A 17,330-nucleotide genomic window follows, 5' to 3' on the forward strand; every position below is an offset into this window, starting at 1 on the left:
CGGTCCCTCAATCGGCCGGCTGCCAGCGACCCTGCGACATCGCGAAGAACCCGGGCGCCAAATCCCCGTAACGCAGGAAGATCTGTAGCGCCGGCTGCATTTCGTGATGCTGGGGCGGCGTTTCGGCACCCGAGCCGTACGGGCTGTGTAGATCGATCGCCGGCACATTGCGGGCAGTGTCCCAAAGGACGGACATCCGCTGGATCAGAGCCGTGTGCTCCGCCGTGACGTCGAACGTCACATGCTCCGGCGTCTCGCCGGTAGCCTCGTCGCGGAAAACGTCGCCGACATCGCCGGAATCGAGCTTCGCCAGGGTGTTGTGGTACTGATACCGGCCGGGCTTGAGCACGGCGTTCTGCACGAAGACCGCCAGCGCATCGCCCAAGGCGCGATGCTCCTCCTCGGCACCGTCATCGTCCCCGGTCACGTTGAAGATGTCGCCGTCCCGGTCGGTGCTGCCATAGGGCGCATCGGGATGGACGATGGGCGCACCCGCGCCTTCTCCGTTCCAGGCCACGACCATCCGGCGGATCAGCGCAATCCGCTCCAGGGTCAGCTCAAAGGTGTTCTCGTCGGCCATCCGGTTCCGCTCGGTTTCGGGTTTTCTGGAGCCAGTACAGGATGAACGTGACGGGTGCTATCGCGGGCTGAGGCAGCCGATGTAGTCGTCCATCGCGCCGTAGACGGCCTGGATGCGCCCGGCCTTTGCGCGCATCTCGGTGGTGGGCTTGCGAGGGTTGCGCTCGATCGGATTCGGAAGGGTCGTCGCGAGCAGGATAGCCTCGGACGGCTTGAGATCGCGGGCGCTCTTGTTGAACCAGTGCCGAGCGGCCGCCTCCGCGCCGAAGATGCCCTCGCCCCACTCGGCGACGTTGAGATAGATTTCCATCGTACGCCGCTTGCCCCAGATCGCATCGACGACCATCGAGAGCGGGATCTCGATGGCCTTGCGGACGTAGGAGCGGCCTCGCCACAGGAACACGTTCTTCACCGTCTGCATCGTGATGGTCGAGGCGCCACGGCTCGGGCCGGCCTCGTCGTCGACGACGTCGGTGAGCGACTTCCAGTCGACGCCGTGATGCATGCAGAACTTCTGGTCCTCGGCCGTGAAGACCGCGCGGACGAGGGCCGGTGAAATTCGGTCGAGGGGCACGACGTCTCGGGTGACGCTTTGGCCCGTCAACCATCGCCCCAGCATCGGGGTTGAGACGGGCATCACCACGCGATAGACGAGCGTCAGCATAAGCGTGAGGGCGACGAGTCCGAGGGCGAGACGCATGGCCAGGCTGGCGATGCGCCGTGCCATCGTCCTTCGCCGCGCAGGCTCGATCCGCCGCAGGCTGCGCTCCTGCGGATGCCGCCGGCGGATCTCCTCCTCGCGTTCCACCCTTAGCACGCCGCTCGCGTCCATCCCCGAACCAGGCCCCTACCGATGACCTCAACGCAGGGTTCCGACGCCTCGGTCAAGGCGCACTCCCCGGACGAGCCGTTTACCCACAGGCTCGCCACCGTGGCGGATGACGTAGAGCGCTTTCTGGTCGCTCTCCTGGACGAGACGCTGCGTGCCGGCGAGATCGCCCGGCCGCCGCGCCTGATGGAGGCGATGCGCCACGCGGTCCTCGGCGGCGGCAAGCGCCTGCGCCCGTTCCTCGCGATCGAAACGGCCCGGATGCTTGGCGGTTCCGAGGAGAGCGCGATGGCGGCCGGCGCCGGTGTCGAGCTGGTCCATTGCTACTCGCTCGTGCACGACGACTTGCCGGCGATGGATGACGACGACCTGCGTCGCGGCAAGCCCACCGTCCACAAGGCCTATGACGAGGCCACCGCCATCCTGGTTGGCGACGCGCTTCAGACGCTCGCCTTCGAAATCACCGCGGATGCCCAGTGGCAGCCCGATCCGGCGATCCGCGCCGATCTCGTTCTCGGCCTCGCCAAGGCTTCGGGCCTCGGCGGCATGGTCGGCGGTCAGTTGCTCGACCTCACGGCAGAGGGCCGCTTCGGCGAAGTTTCTCTCGATGTCGACGATACGCTGCGTATGCAAGCCATGAAGACCGGCGCGATCCTCGCCTTCTCCGTGGAAGCCGGCGCCATCGTCGGCAACGCCGACCGTGAGCAGCGCGCCGCGCTCTTGCGCTACGGAAAGGCGCTGGGCCAGGCCTTCCAAGTCGCCGACGACATCCTCGATCGGGAAGCCTCGCCGGAGGCCATGGGCAAGGCCACCGGCAAGGACAAGGATGCCGGCAAGGCGACGCTCGTCGACCGACTTGGTCTCGAGGGCGCCCGCGCCGAATGCGATCGTCTGGTCGGCGTATGCGAGGAGGCCGTTGCGCCCTGGGGCGAGCGCGCGCGCATCCTGCGAGAAGCTGCACGCTTCACGGTCGCCCGCAAGACCTGAGCTGGGCGCGGGTTACTTGCCCGCCCCGTAGACCAGTTCGCGGAACTTCGTCTGGGCGGCGTTCACGGCCTGCTGGCTGCTCTGTAGCGCCTGCAGCTTCGCGTTGAACGCTTTCTGCGTCGCCGCATCCGCGGCTTGCACGGTGGCGTCGGAGATCTTCAGACTGCTCTTGTGCTGATCGATGTAGTCACCGAGGTCGAGCGCGTCGGCGAAGACCTTGTCGGCGATCGGTGAGACTTCTCGGAAGGTAGCGGCCACCGAGGTCACCAGCCGATCGTAGGCCTTATCGTAGACCGGCTTCAGGTCAGCCGGCTGGCTGAGTTTGCCATGCGCGGCATCGGCCTGAACCAAGTCGTCCCCGAGGGCAGTGTTCATCTCGCCGATCGTCGTCTTCGCGATCTTGAAGTCGTCGCGGCGCGCAGCAAGATCGGCCGCCGAGTGGATCGAGGCCTTCGAGACCGCGCTCGAAAACTTCGGCGAGACGCTGTCGTTCATCACCTTATGGAAGTTCGCGATCACGGCGTAGTGCTCGGCATAAGGACCGAACGCCTTACGCTCGTCCGCCGTCAGGATCGGCACGTGAATGCCTGGCTTGTCGATGATCCGGGTCTGTAGGAAGCCGATAAATGCCTTGCGCTGGTCCGGCTCCGGGTCGCCGCAAGCGGCGAGAGCCGTCATTGCCGCAAGCGTGAGCCCGAGGGTTCCCTTGGTCAGCAATCGTCGCATCTTCGATAGGCCTTCGGTGCTTGGCTGATGCCGTCAGTGCCGGAACATCTTCACGGCCGAGAGCGAGCCGTCGCGGTAAACGATCTGGGCTGAAGCCGACCGGGTACCGGGCGGCGCCTTCAGGTAGGGCGTGAAATTGCCTGGGATCGCGAAGGGGTTGGCCTCATCGCAGGGTGGCAACGGGATCACGCGGTCCGGCTCCGCCTTGTCGAGCCCTATCCGCAGTTCCTTGATCGCACAGCGATAGGAGACCAGGGCCGTGTAGTAGAGGAGCACCCCGTTGAAATCGCGAAACGAGAGCCAACTCCCGGCCACCATCTCGATGATTTTGCGCTGATCCTTGAACAGAGCCGCGCTCGGGTCAAAGGGGATCGGGAATGGACCGACGGTCACGCCCGCGGCATCGACATAGCGCAGGTTCAACGTGGCCGCAGGCGTATCGATGTCGAGCGGGATCGAGGGGTTGGGCATGCGGCGCCCGACACGTTGGTCGATGACGTCGAGGAAGCCGGTATCCTGGTACTCGCCCTTGTCGCCGAGACGCCACGAAATGGCGATGGCCGGTTCGGGCAGCGAGATCGTTGCGTTCCAGCCGCTATTGCTTCTCGAGAAGCTCACGAGCGGCGCGTTGACTGGCGCATTGGTCGAATCCGGCGTCGACTGACGCGCCGGCGGCAGCAGATCCTGAGCCGGCGGCAATGCGGCGACCTGCGCCGGCTTCTGCGCGACGGGAGGCGTCGGCGTCGCCGCCGTGCTCGGGAGCTTCGCGGGCAAGTTCGTGCTGGCGACGGCGGGCTGCGTCGCGAGGCTGTTGCTGACGAAGTAGAAGTCCTCGCCCGGCAGCGAACCGTAGACGAAGGGCTCCTGGCGACGCCCGGTCGACGCCATGACGTCGTCGCGCACCAGGCGGAACAGCTTGTTGATCTCGACACCCGGCGTCACGAGCCGGCGCGCCAGCGCTTCGGCAAACGGGCTGTTCTCACCATCGCCGTCGAGGGCGGTCTGACCGTGCTTGGCCGCGAAAGCCACCAGCGTGCCGCCTTCCGGCTCGACCTGGGCTAGGCCGCGGCCGACCGAGCGCGTCGCGATGGTCCGGCGCATGGAGCTCGCGAAAGGATTGTCGCGGCAGGCATCGAGGATGACGACGCGCAGCTTGTGCGCCGACTCGATCGCCTGGAGCACTCGGTCGAGGGGGATCGCTTCGTCCGTGATGTCGCGGTCGCTCTTGAGACGCGCATCGACGGGGATGAGGTAGTTGGCGCCGCCGATCTCGATGCCATGCCCGGCATAATAGACGATCGCCCAGTCGGCCCGCTCGGCAGCGTCGGAGAAACGGTTCAGCGCAGCGATCAGGTCGGCCCGGCTACCGTCGTCGACCACGGTCACGCTCTGGAACCCCGCTGAGCGCAGGGATGCGGCAATCCGACCAGCATCGCGCCGCGGATTGGGCAGCGCCGGGACGGCCCGGTAGCCGGAATTACCGATGACGAGGGCGACTCTCGTCTCGGCCTGTGCCGTCGATGCGAATGGCAACCCGACGATGATCACGGCCAAGAGCGCGAGGCGCCACCTCATCGAATCCTCCCGGTAAGTCGAAACGCTCTTAAGGCATCGCTGGCCTGGACGAAACGCTCGAGCGCGGCCGCGCATCGGGCGGCGGCATCGGGTCTATCAGCGCAAGTTGCGGGCGCATGTACGACTGCACACAGGGTAGGCATCGCCGCCGTTTCCGCAATTTCGCTAACGAGACGTTAACGCTCGTGAGGGAGGAAATCCCATTGATATTGCGGATCTCGGCATGCGCCTCCGAACCCTCCACGCGGTCTTATTCGCTGCGCTCGCTCTGGTTCTCACACTGCTGGGCTCGGCGGTTACTCTCAAGCTCGCCGGCCGCCAACTGCGGGCACAGATCGGCGGCGAAATGGCGACCGTCGCCGGCCAGGTGCGCCGCGTGCTCGACCGAAGCGTCTACGGCGGCTGGCGCGACATCCGTGTCTTGTCGGCAGTGGCTCATACGATCGCGCCCACCGTGGAGAGTCGCAGAGCGTGGCTCGAGGCCGTCAAAGGCACCTACCCGGCCTATGCCTGGATCGGCTTCGCCGACCGCAATGGTGTGGTGACGGCGTCCACCGGGCGGATTCTCGAAGGCGCAAGCGTCGGCGAGCGGCCGTGGTTCACCAAAGGCTTGATCGCGCCTTTCGCGGGTGACGTGCACAAGGCGCTGCTGCTGGAACGCTACATGCCGGCCAGCGAGGATGGCGGTCCGTGGCGATTCATCGACGTCTCGGCGCCGCTCCTCGATGCCGCCGGCTCCGTCGACGGTGTCGTCGGCGCGCATCTGAGCTGGGCATGGGCGCGAGGGCTGACCTCGTCGGTCGTCGACCCGCATGCCGTGAAGTCCCCCGGAATCGAGGTGCTCATCGTCGACAAGGATGGATCCGTCATCCTCGGACCCGCCGGGGTCCAGGGTTCGCCGCTACCGGACACCGCCACGCTTTGGCGCAAGGCAACGACCGGTGACAAATACGCGGTCGAGCGCTGGCCGGACGGCGTCACCTATCTCGTCGGCGCGAGCCGTACGGTCGGTGTCAGTGACTATCCCGGGCTAGGCTGGACGGTGATCGTGCGCCAGCCCGTAGCCTTAGCCTTCGCGCCAGCGCACCGGCTCGCGAGCCGGCTGCTTACTGGCGGCATCATCCTGGCTCTCGCCGCGGCCTGCCTTGGGGTCCTGATCGGACGGCGGATCTCGCGGCCACTCGTGCGACTGACGGAGGCCGCCGACGCCCTCGCCCGTTCGCCCGACTCCGCTCCTGCGCTCAAGCCCAGCGGTACTGTTGAGGTCCGCCGGCTCGCGGCCGCATTCACGCGGATGGGCGAGGCGGTGGCCGAGCGCGATCGCAAGCTCGCGGAAGCCAACGAGCAGCTCGAACGCCGTGTCGAGGACCGCACGCGCGAACTTGAAGGCATGCGTCGGACCGCCGAAATGGCGAGCCAGGCCAAGACCGAGTTCCTGGCCACGATGAGCCACGAGATCCGCACGCCACTCAACGGCGTGATCGGCTACACCGAGATCCTCCTGGATGAGAACGAGCTGCCGCCAGAGCAGCGCCGCTCAGTCGAGCGCATCCGCGGCGCTGGCAACGCACTGCTGACCATCGTCAACGATATCCTCGACTTCTCGAAGGTCGAAGCCGGCGAAATCACTCTCGAGCGACAGCCCTTTGCCATCTCCGCCCTCGTGGACGAGGCCTCCTCAATGGTGGCGCTCGGCGCAGCGGCCAAGGGACTTGCCTTCACCGTTTGCGTCGACCCTGATCTGCCTGCTCGGCTCCTCGGTGACGAGAGCCGGCTGAGGCAGATCCTGCTGAACCTCCTCAACAATGCGATCAAGTTCACGCGTCACGGCTCGGTCTCTCTCGCGGTGACGCGGGTCGCGAGTGAGGACGGTGACTGCACTTTGCTTTTCAGGATCACGGATACCGGGATCGGCATCCCCGCGGATAAACTCGACCGCCTGTTCCATCGCTTCTCCCAGGTCGACGGTTCGATCGGGCGCGAATTCGGCGGCACCGGTCTCGGCCTCGCCATCTCACGGCAGCTCGCCGAGCTGATGGGAGGCACGATGAGCGTTGAGAGCGAGGTCGACCGCGGATCATGCTTCAGCTTCACGGTGAAGCTTGCCCCAGCGCCAGAGATCACGGTGATCTCCCCCCTCGGCACCGAGGCTGCACGACCCGAGCGGTTGCAGATCCTGCTCGCCGAGGATGTTGCCATAAATCAGGAGATTGCCTGCAAGCTCCTCGAGACTGCAGGATATTCCGTGGATGTCGTCGCCGACGGCGTTGAGGCGCTCGCTGCGGTTCAGGCGAAGGCCTACGATCTCGTCCTGATGGACGTGCAGATGCCGCGCATGGACGGGCTTACTGCGAGCCGCGCCATCCGCGATCTCGACCACCCATCGAAGGCGGTCGTCATCATCGCGATGACGGCGAACGTGTTGCCCGCCGAGATTGCCCGGTTCCGCGAGGCCGGGATGGATGGCCACGTCGGCAAGCCGTTCAAACGGGCCGACCTCATCGCTGCCGTCGAGCGCTGGTCGCGTGGCCGCGCGGCCGAAGCCGCTTGACTCGGGCGGGTTTTCCAATGGTTAGGTGCGGATTAACGGGTTAGCGCTAAGTCGTTGAAATGACGTGGGCCGTGCGGTTCGTCCGGCATGACGGGGACTACACACGAATGTCTTTCTTGGCATGAGTGCCGTCAGCACACCGGATCCACTGGTCTCGATGTTGGAGCGCATCCGCCGCAGCTTCTACGTCCGTGCCGCCCAGCTCCGTTTGATGGACGACGAAGACGGCCCCATCGAGCTTTCCGCCGGTGCGCCGATCGCCTGGGCCGTCAGCGCCGCCGTCCATCGACTTCAGAGGCTCGCGGCGACCGAGACGGTCATCGTGCCGGACGTCGACCGCGAGGCAGATTTGCCGGGCGAGACCCGCGACGGGCCACGCATCCGCTTCTTCGCAGGCATCCCCCTTCTCTCCGACAAAGGGAAGGTCTTTGGAGTCCTCAGCCTCTATCACTCTAACCCGCGCTGGCTGACGAACGCACACGTGCGGGCCTTCGAAGATTTGGCGGCCGAACTCGCGCCTCTTGCCCAGTGCCGACGCGACGCCGTGACCATTGCGCGCCTGAAACATCGAATCGAAAGACAAGCCGAAACGTTCGCGCGCAGCCGAGACACTTTTGAGCGGGCGGCAATTGGCGCGCGGGTCGGGCTTTGGGAATGCGCGCTGCACGACGAAAGCCTGACCTGGAGCGGCCAAGTCTACGATATGTTCGGCATTGCGCGCGGCTCCCGTCTTGTGCGCCAACAATCGCTCGAATGCTACGCTAGCGCCTCGCGTGGTTTGCTGGAGCGCATCCGTCGCGAAGCGCTCGAACGGCGCCAGGGCTTCCAGCTCGATGCCGAGATCAACGCGACGAGCGGCGCGAGTCGCTGGATCCGGATCAGTGCGTCCGTCGATTGCCGGGGCGAACGACCCATCCGCCTGTTCGGGATGAAACAGGACATCACCGAGCAGAAGCTCCTGCTCGACCAGACGCGCTTCCTGGCGCAGCGCGACGCCATGACCGGGCTCGCCAACCGTACGCAATTCGAGGAGCGCTTCGCGACCCTCAGCGGCGACCTCGCGGGTCAGCCGCCGATCGAGGCTCTGATCCTAGTGGATCTCGACGGCTTCAAGCAGGTCAACGACGGCTACGGTCACGCGGCCGGCGATGCCTGCCTCAAGGAATCCGCTCTCCGGCTGAGCGCGATCTGCGCCCAAGCCGAACTCGTCGCGCGGATCGGTGGCGACGAGTTCGCGATTCTGCTCGGTCCTACCTTTGAGCGGGATGCCATCGACGCTTTGGGGCAAGAGATCGTCGCCGCTCTCGGGCAGCCGATGGCGGGCGTGGGCCTGGTCCTGCAGGTCGGCGCCTCGGTCGGCATTGCCCATGTCGACCCTCCGTGCACGCCGTCCGACCTATTCACCCAGGCCGACATCGCGCTCTACGCCGCCAAGGCCGCGGGCCGCGGGACAGTGCGAACCTTCGTCGGCGGCATGGGCTCCGACAGCGAGCGGCGCATGCCCTGGCCGATCGCACACTCAGCCGAGCACTTTGGTTCCACCCAGCAGACGACGCACTGATCCGAGCCATCGGGCTTGCCAGCACGGGGATGTGAACTTTACAGCCGCCGCAGCAACGGCCCGGCACGAAGCAGCCCGGGCGCGAGAAGGCCACGGCGATCATGACCAGCTACAAGCTCCTGCTCCTCCCCGGCGACGGCATCGGCCCCGAGGTGATGACCGAGGTCGAGAAAGTGGTGGCCTGGCTCGGCAAGACGGGCGTTGCAACCTTCGAGACCGAGACCGACCTCGTTGGCGGCTCGGCCATCGACGTGCACGGCAAGCCGCTGGCCGACGCGACCCTCGCCAAGGCCGATGCGGCGGATGCGATCCTGCTCGGCGCCGTCGGCGGCCCGAAGTGGAACGGCGTCGCCTACGAAAACCGTCCCGAGGCCGGCCTGCTGCGCCTGCGCAAGGAACTCGGCCTCTTCGCCAACCTGCGCCCGGCGATCTGCTACCCGGCGCTTGCCGAGGCCTCGGCGCTGAAGCCCGAGTTGGTCGAGGGCCTCGACATGATGATCGTGCGCGAGCTCACCGGCGGCGTCTATTTCGGCGAGCCGAAGGAGATCACCACGCTGCCAGACGGCTCGAAGCGCGCCGTGGACACGCAGGTCTACACCACCGCCGAGATCGAGCGCATCGCCCATGTCGCCTTCGACCTCGCGCGCAAGCGCTCCGGCCGCGTCGCCTCGGCCGAGAAGAACAACGTCATGAAGACCGGCGTCCTCTGGAAGGAGGTCGTCACCCGCGTCCACGAGGAGAACTATTCCGACGTCGCGCTGGAGCATGTGCTCGCCGACAACTGCGCCATGCAGCTCGTGCGCCGTCCGAAGCAGTTCGACGTGCTCGTCACCGACAACCTGTTCGGCGACGTGCTCTCGGACGTCGCGGCGATGCTCACCGGCTCGCTCGGCATGCTGCCCTCGGCCTCGCTCGGCGCTGTCGACGCGAAGGGCACCCGCAAGGCGCTCTACGAGCCCGTGCACGGGTCCGCGCCGGACATTGCCAGCAAGGGCTTCGCCAACCCGATCGCCATGATCGGCTCGCTCGCCATGTGCCTGCGCTATTCCTTCGGCCTGGGCGACGCCGCCGACCGCATCGAGGCCGCCATCACCCGCACCCTGGCCTCCGGCGCGCGCACCCGCGACATCGCCAAGGAGGGCGAGAAGACGATCAGCACCGCTGAGATGGGCGACGCCATCGTGCGGGAGCTGGCAAGCGCGGCCTGAACGGAACAGATCCCAAGCGTCATTCCGGGGCCGCGACGCGGCATCCGAGTGACGTGTAGTCAAACGAAAACGGGCCCCGCTGAGGGGCCCGTTTCCGTTCGAGAGGTCGCTCGATCCTAGTAGGGCGACATGCCCGTGCGCGAGCGGTAGGAGGTCGGGTCGATCACGTCGATCCCGGAGAAGTCGATGTTCCGGATCGCCGTGGAGCGGGCACCGATGAACGGGCCGTTGGTGATCGGGTCGGGCAGGTTCGAGCCGCCGTACATGTCGTTGCGTCCGTAGACCGGCGACAGCATGTTGCTGGCCTGGATCAGGTAGGGGCTCGTCGCCGGGTTCGAGACGGAGCCGTTATAGGGCTCGGTCGTGCGGCCGGCATCGAGCCAGCTGCGCGGGCGGATGCGGATCGGCAGCGGACGGCTCACCCGGACATAGCCTGGGCCACCATACGGACCCTGCGCCTCGGCGGCGGAGCCGAACCCGACAGCGGTGAGCGAGAGGGCGCCCAGAAGGGCGAGCTTGGTGAAGCGCATGGCTGGACCCTGATGTGTGTGGGCAGAGGCTACGGTGGGCTCGTTAAGATTTAGCCCGTTGTGAATAAGACGCCCGAGCTGAGCCGTTGTTCCATGCTTATAGCCGAGCTTCGGTAGTTCGCCGCAGTTCTGCCTCATTTTTTCGAGTCCGACGCGCATTCCGGTCGCCTGTTGCAGTTTTGCGACCGGTAATCGAACCGGTTTCTTCCGTGCTACGCGCGTTGGTAGAAGCGGCTTGTGCGGAGGCGCACCCGGCGCTGCGACGGAGTTCGGCTTCCCCGAACGCAACCTCGATCGTCGGCGTCGTCGCGATGGCGAGCCGCACCGAATCGATCGCACAGGCCACTGCCTGAGGTTCTGGCGCCTGGCCGAGGATGCCACAGAGCCAGCCATCGATTCGCATGGCCTTGGCGCCGATACTCGTGAAGCCGGTGCAGAGGCGCGAGCCGTGGCCGCCGAGCGTCGCCTCAACGGTCTCAAACGTGCCGAACTTGGTATCGATCGTCCCTCGCATGCCGGTGCGAAGCACCGACAGACTTTCCAATTCGGCCGCCCGACGCGCCAGCATGACGAACAGGCTGCCCGGCGCCTCGATCGAGGGAGCCGTTTCGGTCATGGTCAGCCGCAGGAACGGCGCCTCGATGGCGTCGAACCCGCCCTGGGTCAGCGAATCCTCGCGTAACCCCGTCGCCGCATTCCAACGCGGCGGCGCGGCTTTTGCCGATTGACCGGAAGCGTCCATGGTGAGCAGCGGGCCGGCCGTGCTCGCCGGCATCGCCGCTCGGGCGGACGGCGCAGACAGGGCCCGTTGCGGCTCGGTCCAGCCGCGCGACGTGGTGTCCGGAACGATGCGCTCGCGGGCAAACAGCGTCAGGCCGGCAATAGCTGCGGCGGCCAGTCCGAGACGCACCATGAGGCGCGTTCCGTCGAGAGAGCGCGGCCCGGCATTGCCAAGCTCACTCTCGGGAGCATCGTCGAAATCCAGGTCGTCGAAGGTCGGTTCGCGCCGCATCCTGGCTGCCTCGCATCGGGTCGGCTGCGGCAGTGACGCCGCGCCCATCTCGATGCTTTGGCGCGCAGGTTCGAAGGATCGGGTTTCCTCAGGGACGCTTATCCACCAGAGCTTCGCGCGAAGGTGAATCGAACCTTGGCGCTAGCGCCCCGCGTGTCCCGAGCCGGGTTGTTGGCTCTTCGAGGACTGGACGAACTCCAACGGTGGCTGCTCCGCCAGCCAAAGCCTCAGCGTATCGAACGTCGCGATGCCGGCCTCCAGTGCCTCATCACCATCGAGCGCCTCGAGCCTGGCGCGATAGGCGTTCCACATGCGTCCAGTGTCGCGACCATGCCCGCGATAATAGCTGCAGGCGGCTGCGATTTCCGGGCCGTGCCTTTCGGCGATGGAGCGGCCGATCACCTGTCCGCCGAGAGTCGAGCCTTCGAGCACGTAGAGCGCGCCATAGGCCGCAGCTGGGCTGGCCAAGGCGATGGGTGTGATCGTGGGCAACGTCGTGATCGTCCCCGGATCGAGGCCGAGGCAGGCGAGATCGGCATCGAGACGGTCGAGACGGCGGCGCGGCCCGAAGAACGTTTCGTCATCGAGCGCCCGCCCGATCGCCGGTTCGAAGCCGGCGTGGAAGCCTCGCATCAGCACCAGCAGGCCGAGATATCCCTCGAGAGTCGAGGTGCGCGCCTCCCAATCGAGGTCGCGTTCGAGCGCCTCGTGCGCCTGTGCCGTCGCCGCGCGAAGCCGCGAATGAAGGCCGGAACTCACGCGTGCACGGTGAAGCAGGCGCCGGGCACGTTCTCGACCTCGATCCGCGCATTGATCTGTTCGAGCATGGCGCGCACGAGCTTCATGCCGAGGCCCGTGCCCTTCGCCTTGTTGTCCCAGCCGTCGGGCAGGCCTTCGCCGTCGTCGCAGACCCTGAGCGTGATGCCGCTATCCAAGGCCTTGACGCTGACATTGACCTGGGCGCCCCGGTCCTGGCTACCACCGTACTTGAAGGCGTTGGTGACGAGTTCGGTCGCAATCAACGAGAGCGAAACCGCCTTCTGATAGGGCACCATCAGCCCAGGTTCGGCGGTGAGCTCAACACTGTGCTGGTTGCCGGCGAGACCGGTGAGATCGTTGCACAGATTCTCGATGGTCTGGCCGAGATCGACCTCCTCCACGCTGCCGGCCTGATAGAGGCTGTCGTGGACCCGGGCGACGCTCATGACGCGTCCCGAGGTCTCGGCGAAGGCCTGACGTGCCTCGGGGTCGGTGATCTGACGGCGCTGCATGTGCAGGAAGGCCGAAACGATCTGCAGCGAATTCTTGACCCGGTGGTCGATCTCGCGCGTCAGCAGATCCTTCTGGGCGAGCAGGCGCTCCTTGTCGGCGAGAAGCTGCGTCAGCTCCTCGATCTTGCACCGCTGGCGCAGGACGACGCCCTCGACCGCCTGCGCGAGTTGCTCGGCGAACGACACCTGCCAGTTCAGGAAGGGCACCGACACACCGCGACGCTGCTCCACCCAGCGCTCGAAGGAACGGCGCGGCAGCACCGCCACCGAGCCGGACCCGGCGATAACCGGCTTTCGCGGATCGCCCCCCCAGGTCACGGAACTCGGAACCTCCGGTCTGAACCAAAGCAGGAGATGCACCCGCTCTGCATCGACGAACGCGGCGAGGAGGCCGCTCGCCGTCTGCGTATAGGCACCGGCACGCGGGTGGGCACTGGCAAGAGCGTCGGTGCTGTAGCTCGGCTGTCCCGGCGGCAGGCTTTCCTTCAGCCATGCGGCGAGAGCCAGGACCTCCTGCTCGCTCGGGCAGGCGCCGATCAGGCTGACGTGACCTTCCGAGACAATTCCGGCTCCTCCGGCTTCAAACAGGTCGAGCAGAGTGGTCGACCCGACGGTCAGCGCCTGCACGAAGTCGTCGGACTGGGCTAGGCTGCGCACCAGCCGCCCCTCGATGTCGAGATGCGTCTGCTGCTGGACCCATTGCGCATGGGCCTCGATTTCCTGCACGCGCATGGCGAAAGCGTCGGTGAGAACGGCCGAGGCTGCCCGGGTTTCCGGCGCGACGTAATGGGGCTGACGGTGATGGCCGATCATCAGTCCCCATAGCCGCCCCTCGACCAGGATCGAGATCGACATCGAGCCATTCACACCGAGATTGCGCTGGTACTCCAGATGAATCGGCGAGAGCGTGCGGTTCTGGGCGAAGGTCAGGTCGATCGGACCATTACCGGCCTCCTTGCCCGCGACCAGCGGCACCGGCACGCAGTCGCGATCGATCACGAACCGGCTCTTTGCCTTGTGGTAGAGGGCGCGTGCCTGCGCAGGGATGTCGGAGGAGGGAAAGCGTAGCCCGATCAGGGGGCGGTCCCAGTCCGGGATCATGTCCTCGGCGATCGCCTCGCCATTCCACTCCTCATCGAAGCGGTAGACGAGGACGGATTCGAAGTTTGTGAGGACCCGGATCTCGCTCGCAGCGATCCGTGCCGCGTCGTCGAGGGTCTCGGCCGCGCGCAGCCGGACCACCGCCAGCTCCATATCGAGCGGGCTGGCGGACCCGAAATCATCCGGCCGCTCAGGCGCGCGCTCGAGTTCAACGATAACCCGGCCGCCCTGGACATGCGCTACGGCGTAAAAGCGCTCGTCCGGACGACCTGCCAGAGTGATGGCCTGACGCAGCAACCGGCCATCCTCCAGGCTGCGCGCCGCGATACCCGCCTCAATCGACGCCATGAAAGCCGGCGGCAGGATCGCGCTCAAAGGGCGCCCTTCGATCGAAACACCATCAGCGAGGATGTCGGCAACGTTGGCGCTGTGGGCGAGGATCTCGAGGCTTGCCACATCGGCCGCGACCATGACGGCATTCGGTTGGATGGAGCCGGGAATGTGAATCGGCTCGCGCTCGCACAAACCCGGATCGACCGGCTCGGCCCGGACACGTTGGCCCACGGCAGCCATCACCGCCTCGCGCGAGCGCCCTGCACCGACCTGCTCCAAGGGCGTGATCACCATCCAGTACCGGCCCGGACTGGACGAGCCACGCATCTGGATACGGGCCCGCAGCGGCTGCGGCGTGCGGCCGAAAACGAACTCGAACACCTCGTCGAGTTGCCCGCGGCGCACACCGCTCAGGAAGCGGCCGTGAAAGCCCGGGACATTCGTACTCGGCGCGACCTCGCGGAAATAGTGCCGTCCAACGACGGCCTCGGACGACAGGCCCGACTGGCTCTCAGCCCCCTCGCTGAAGGAAAGGATGCGTCCATCGGCGCCCAGCGCAATGACGCCCTGGTCGAGACGGTCGAGATCCTCGGGAGACAGGTCGTCGAGGTCGACGGACCCGGCGAGGACGTCCTGGGTCCGGGTGTGGGACGGGTCACTCATTCGGTCCCGGTATGCCGGTGCCCAGCCGCAGGCGCAATCCTCGGAACGCCACGGTTCGGCATATGCGGTGGAGACGCCGCAGCAAAATATCGTGTTCAGTCCGTGACTTGGCGTATGATATCAGACAGAGCGGACCTCAGCCCTACCGCGGCAGCCGGGTAATGGACCAGCCTGGCTGACCGTGTCCGAGCTGTCTCGTGATCTCGGACCGCAAAGGCAAGAATGTGCGCGAGGCCGGTCCCGTCACCGGAGGCCGTCGAGTCCGGCTTGCGCCTCTGGAGCCGTGAGCAAGGCGTCGCTCTCATCCTTGAGGTTCACGCCGGTCAGCCCGCGCGTCAGGGCCTGGGCAATCAGCCAGTGCAGCTTGAACGCCGCCAACTCGTACGAGAGACCGGCGGGGCGGACGTTCGAGATGCAGTTGCGCTCCGCATCCGAGCGGCCGGAGCGCGGATCGAAGGTGAGATAGAGGCCGAGGCTGTCGGGCGAGGACAGCCCGGGTCGTTCGCCGATCAGCACCGCCACGGCCCGCGCCTTGAGGAGCGCCCCGATGGCGTCGCCGAGCGCCACCCGGGCCTGCAGCGCCACCACGACTGGTGCGAGGCTCCAGCCTGATGTGTCGACGAGCGGCTTCAGCGCCGCCAGCATCGTCGCCGCTCCCTCGTGAACGGCCCTGGCCGAGAGGCCGTCGGCTACGACGATGGCGAGATCGGCGGCCTCGCCCGCGCGCTCTCTCAGCGCGGCCTCGCTCTCCGCCGACAGGCGCCGGCCGTAATCGGGCCGCCGCAGATAGGTCGCGCGATCACCAGCGTGCGACGCCACCGTGAGAGTAGGTAGCCCCAAAGCCTCGATCGCGCCGGCAACCGCCTCGGCGTCAAGCGGCGTGTGCACGGCGTCGCGCGCCTGGGCGTGGGCAAGGCCGAAGCTCAAGACCTCGCGGGTCGGCAAACCGGCGCCAGCACGGCCGAGGCCGATGCGGGCCGGGGTCAGCCGGGACAGACGCTTCCAGAGGTCATCCTCGCTCACGCGGCGAGATCCGGCGCGGCCGTGAGCAAGGCCGCACCCGCGCCCCCCGGCAGCAAGGCGCCCTCCCCGTCCGTGAGGCCGATCCGTTGGAGCCAGGCCTCGAATTCCGGCGCCCGCTTCAGCCCCAGCACCTCGCGCAGGTACAGCGCATCGTGGAAAGAGGTGGACTGGTAGTTCAACATCACGTCGTCGGCGCCGGGCACGCCCATGATGTAAGTGCAGCCGGCCGCGCCCAGCAGCGTGAGCAGGGTGTCCATGTCGTCCTGGTCGGCCTCGGCGTGGTTGGTGTAGCAGACGTCCACGCCGAGCGGCACGCCCATGAGCTTGCCGCAGAAATGGTCCTCCAGCCCGGCCCGGATGATCTCCTTGCCGTCGTAGAGATATTCGGGGCCGATGAAGCCGACGACGGTGTTGACGAGAAGCGGCCGGTAGACCCGAGCCACCGCATAGGCACGCGTTTCCAGCGTCTGCTGGTCGATGCCGTGATGGGCGTCGGCCGAGAGGGCCGAGCCCTGGCCCGTCTCGAAATACATGACGTTGTCGCCGAGCGTCTCGCGCTTCAGCGCAAGAGCCGCCTCGTGCGCCTCCTTCAAGAGCGGGAGGGTCACGCCGAAACTCGCATTCGCGGCCTGCGTGCCCGCGATCGACTGGAACACGAGGTCCACCGGCAGGCCGCGATTCATCGCGTCGAGCGTGGTGGTGACGTGGGTGAGCACGCAGGACTGGGTCGGGATGGCTAGGCGCTGGATCACGTCGTCGAGCAGACGCAGCAGGTCTGACAGCGTGCGGATCGAATCCGAGGCCGGGTTGATGCCGATCACAGCATCGCCGCAGCCATAGGACAGGCCGTCGAGGATCGAGGCGGTGATGCCCTTCGGATCATCGGTCGGGTGGTTGGGCTGCAGCCGGACCGCGAGCGTTCCGGGCAGGCCGATCGTGTTACGGTACTTCGTGACCACCCGACATTTGCGGGCGACGAGGATGAGGTCCTGGTTGCGCATGATCTTGGAGACCGCCGCCGCGATCTCCGGCGTCACCGCCGGAGCGATACGGGCTAGCGTCTCCGACGAGGCCGTGAGCAGGAACTCGCGGAAGTCGCCGATGGTGAGATGGGCGATCTCGGCGAAGGCGGCCTGATCGTGCGTGTCGAGGATCAGCCGGGTGACGTCGTCATCCTCGTAAGCGATGAGTGGCTGCGCCAGGATCTGCGACAGCGGCACCTCGGCGAGGCACCAGCGCGCGGCCATGGTCTCCTCGGCCGATTCCGCAGCGATGCCGGCGAGCCGGTCGCCCGAGCGCACCGGCGTCGCCTTGGCCATCAGGGTGGCGAGGTCGCCGAAGACGTGGGTGCGCGGGCCGACGACATGGCGAAAAGCCATCC

The 17,330-nt window shown here is 66.7% G+C and carries 14 protein-coding genes; 4 read left to right on the forward strand and 10 right to left on the reverse strand.

All coding sequences use genetic code 11. From position 1 onward, the window contains the following. Nucleotides 1-7 precede the first annotated feature (7 nt). Nucleotides 8-580, reverse strand: coding sequence for a hypothetical protein (locus HCU64_RS09685; RefSeq protein WP_233383611.1), 573 nt, complete (start codon nucleotides 578-580; stop codon nucleotides 8-10). Nucleotides 581-637: 57 nt separating this feature from the next. Continuing rightward, on the reverse strand, nucleotides 638-1,411 hold the full coding sequence (gene mtgA, locus HCU64_RS09690; RefSeq protein WP_325169963.1) for a monofunctional biosynthetic peptidoglycan transglycosylase: 774 nt from the start codon (nucleotides 1,409-1,411) through the stop codon (nucleotides 638-640). Between the two features lie 21 nt (nucleotides 1,412-1,432). Here mtgA and HCU64_RS09695 point away from each other — a divergent pair, with 21 nt between their 5' ends. Then, nucleotides 1,433-2,395, forward strand: a complete 963-nt coding sequence (locus tag HCU64_RS09695) for a polyprenyl synthetase family protein (protein ID WP_233383612.1) — start codon at nucleotides 1,433-1,435, stop codon at nucleotides 2,393-2,395. Nucleotides 2,396-2,407: 12 nt separating this feature from the next. Here HCU64_RS09695 and HCU64_RS09700 read toward each other — a convergent pair whose 3' ends face one another. Both HCU64_RS09700 and HCU64_RS09705 read right to left on the reverse strand, forming a co-directional pair. Then, complete coding sequence (locus tag HCU64_RS09700) at nucleotides 2,408-3,121, reverse strand: DUF3053 family protein (RefSeq protein ID WP_233383613.1); 714 nt, start codon at nucleotides 3,119-3,121, stop codon at nucleotides 2,408-2,410. Between the two features lie 33 nt (nucleotides 3,122-3,154). Further along, on the reverse strand, nucleotides 3,155-4,696 hold the full coding sequence (locus HCU64_RS09705) for a caspase family protein (RefSeq protein ID WP_233383614.1): 1,542 nt from the start codon (nucleotides 4,694-4,696) through the stop codon (nucleotides 3,155-3,157). Between the two features lie 223 nt (nucleotides 4,697-4,919). Here HCU64_RS09705 and HCU64_RS09710 point away from each other — a divergent pair, with 223 nt between their 5' ends. The 3 genes from HCU64_RS09710 (at nucleotide 4,920) to leuB (ending at nucleotide 10,016) form a co-directional block, all read left to right on the forward strand. After that, nucleotides 4,920-7,247, forward strand: coding sequence for a hybrid sensor histidine kinase/response regulator (locus HCU64_RS09710; protein WP_233383615.1), 2,328 nt, complete (start codon nucleotides 4,920-4,922; stop codon nucleotides 7,245-7,247). A 121-nt stretch (nucleotides 7,248-7,368) separates the two neighbouring features. Next, on the forward strand, nucleotides 7,369-8,808 hold the full coding sequence (locus HCU64_RS09715) for a diguanylate cyclase domain-containing protein (protein ID WP_233383616.1): 1,440 nt from the start codon (nucleotides 7,369-7,371) through the stop codon (nucleotides 8,806-8,808). 101 nt (nucleotides 8,809-8,909) lie between these two features. Beyond that, nucleotides 8,910-10,016: a 3-isopropylmalate dehydrogenase gene (gene leuB, locus HCU64_RS09720; RefSeq protein ID WP_233383617.1), complete on the forward strand. Its 1,107-nt coding sequence runs from the start codon at nucleotides 8,910-8,912 to the stop codon at nucleotides 10,014-10,016. A 116-nt stretch (nucleotides 10,017-10,132) separates the two neighbouring features. Here leuB and HCU64_RS09725 read toward each other — a convergent pair whose 3' ends face one another. The 6 genes from HCU64_RS09725 to HCU64_RS09750 form a co-directional block, all read right to left on the reverse strand. Next, the gene (locus HCU64_RS09725; RefSeq protein ID WP_233383618.1) at nucleotides 10,133-10,546 is read right to left on the reverse strand and encodes a hypothetical protein; all 414 of its coding nucleotides are present in this window, start codon (nucleotides 10,544-10,546) and stop codon (nucleotides 10,133-10,135) included. 97 nt (nucleotides 10,547-10,643) lie between these two features. Continuing rightward, a complete protein-coding gene (locus HCU64_RS09730; protein ID WP_233383619.1) occupies nucleotides 10,644-11,558 on the reverse strand; it encodes a hypothetical protein in 915 nt (304 codons plus the stop codon). Nucleotides 11,559-11,699: 141 nt separating this feature from the next. Beyond that, a complete protein-coding gene (locus tag HCU64_RS09735; RefSeq protein ID WP_233383620.1) occupies nucleotides 11,700-12,317 on the reverse strand; it encodes a biliverdin-producing heme oxygenase in 618 nt (205 codons plus the stop codon). Beyond that, complete coding sequence (locus HCU64_RS09740; protein ID WP_233383621.1) at nucleotides 12,314-14,926, reverse strand: histidine kinase dimerization/phosphoacceptor domain -containing protein; 2,613 nt, start codon at nucleotides 14,924-14,926, stop codon at nucleotides 12,314-12,316. Before HCU64_RS09740 ends, HCU64_RS09735 begins: the two co-directional genes overlap by 4 nt. Nucleotides 14,927-15,169: 243 nt before the next feature. Next, nucleotides 15,170-15,949 carry an ethanolamine ammonia-lyase subunit EutC gene (gene eutC, locus HCU64_RS09745; RefSeq protein WP_233383622.1) on the reverse strand — a complete coding sequence of 260 codons (780 nt, stop codon included), beginning with the start codon at nucleotides 15,947-15,949 and terminating at the stop codon, nucleotides 15,170-15,172. Next, nucleotides 15,946-17,328, reverse strand: a complete 1,383-nt coding sequence (locus HCU64_RS09750) for an ethanolamine ammonia-lyase subunit EutB (protein ID WP_233383623.1) — start codon at nucleotides 17,326-17,328, stop codon at nucleotides 15,946-15,948. Before HCU64_RS09750 ends, eutC begins: the two co-directional genes overlap by 4 nt. Between the last annotated feature and the right edge of the window lie 2 nt (nucleotides 17,329-17,330).

Source organism: Methylobacterium sp. C25 (assembly GCF_021352225.1).
GTDB lineage: Bacteria > Pseudomonadota > Alphaproteobacteria > Rhizobiales > Beijerinckiaceae > Methylobacterium.

Bases quoted from the DNA above. Each gene is read 5' to 3' on its own strand.
- HCU64_RS09685 (WP_233383611.1), bottom strand. From the start codon at position 580: ATGGCCGACGAGAACACCTTTGAGCTGACCCTGGAGCGGATTGCGCTG.
- mtgA (WP_325169963.1), bottom strand. From the start codon at position 1,411: ATGGACGCGAGCGGCGTGCTAAGGGTGGAACGCGAGGAGGAGATCCGC.
- HCU64_RS09695 (WP_233383612.1), top strand. From the start codon at position 1,433: ATGACCTCAACGCAGGGTTCCGACGCCTCGGTCAAGGCGCACTCCCCG.
- HCU64_RS09700 (WP_233383613.1), bottom strand. From the start codon at position 3,121: ATGCGACGATTGCTGACCAAGGGAACCCTCGGGCTCACGCTTGCGGCA.
- HCU64_RS09705 (WP_233383614.1), bottom strand. From the start codon at position 4,696: ATGAGGTGGCGCCTCGCGCTCTTGGCCGTGATCATCGTCGGGTTGCCA.
- HCU64_RS09710 (WP_233383615.1), top strand. From the start codon at position 4,920: ATGCGCCTCCGAACCCTCCACGCGGTCTTATTCGCTGCGCTCGCTCTG.
- HCU64_RS09715 (WP_233383616.1), top strand. From the start codon at position 7,369: ATGAGTGCCGTCAGCACACCGGATCCACTGGTCTCGATGTTGGAGCGC.
- leuB (WP_233383617.1), top strand. From the start codon at position 8,910: ATGACCAGCTACAAGCTCCTGCTCCTCCCCGGCGACGGCATCGGCCCC.
- HCU64_RS09725 (WP_233383618.1), bottom strand. From the start codon at position 10,546: ATGCGCTTCACCAAGCTCGCCCTTCTGGGCGCCCTCTCGCTCACCGCT.
- HCU64_RS09730 (WP_233383619.1), bottom strand. From the start codon at position 11,558: ATGCGGCGCGAACCGACCTTCGACGACCTGGATTTCGACGATGCTCCC.
- HCU64_RS09740 (WP_233383621.1), bottom strand. From the start codon at position 14,926: ATGAGTGACCCGTCCCACACCCGGACCCAGGACGTCCTCGCCGGGTCC.
- HCU64_RS09750 (WP_233383623.1), bottom strand. From the start codon at position 17,328: ATGGCTTTTCGCCATGTCGTCGGCCCGCGCACCCACGTCTTCGGCGAC.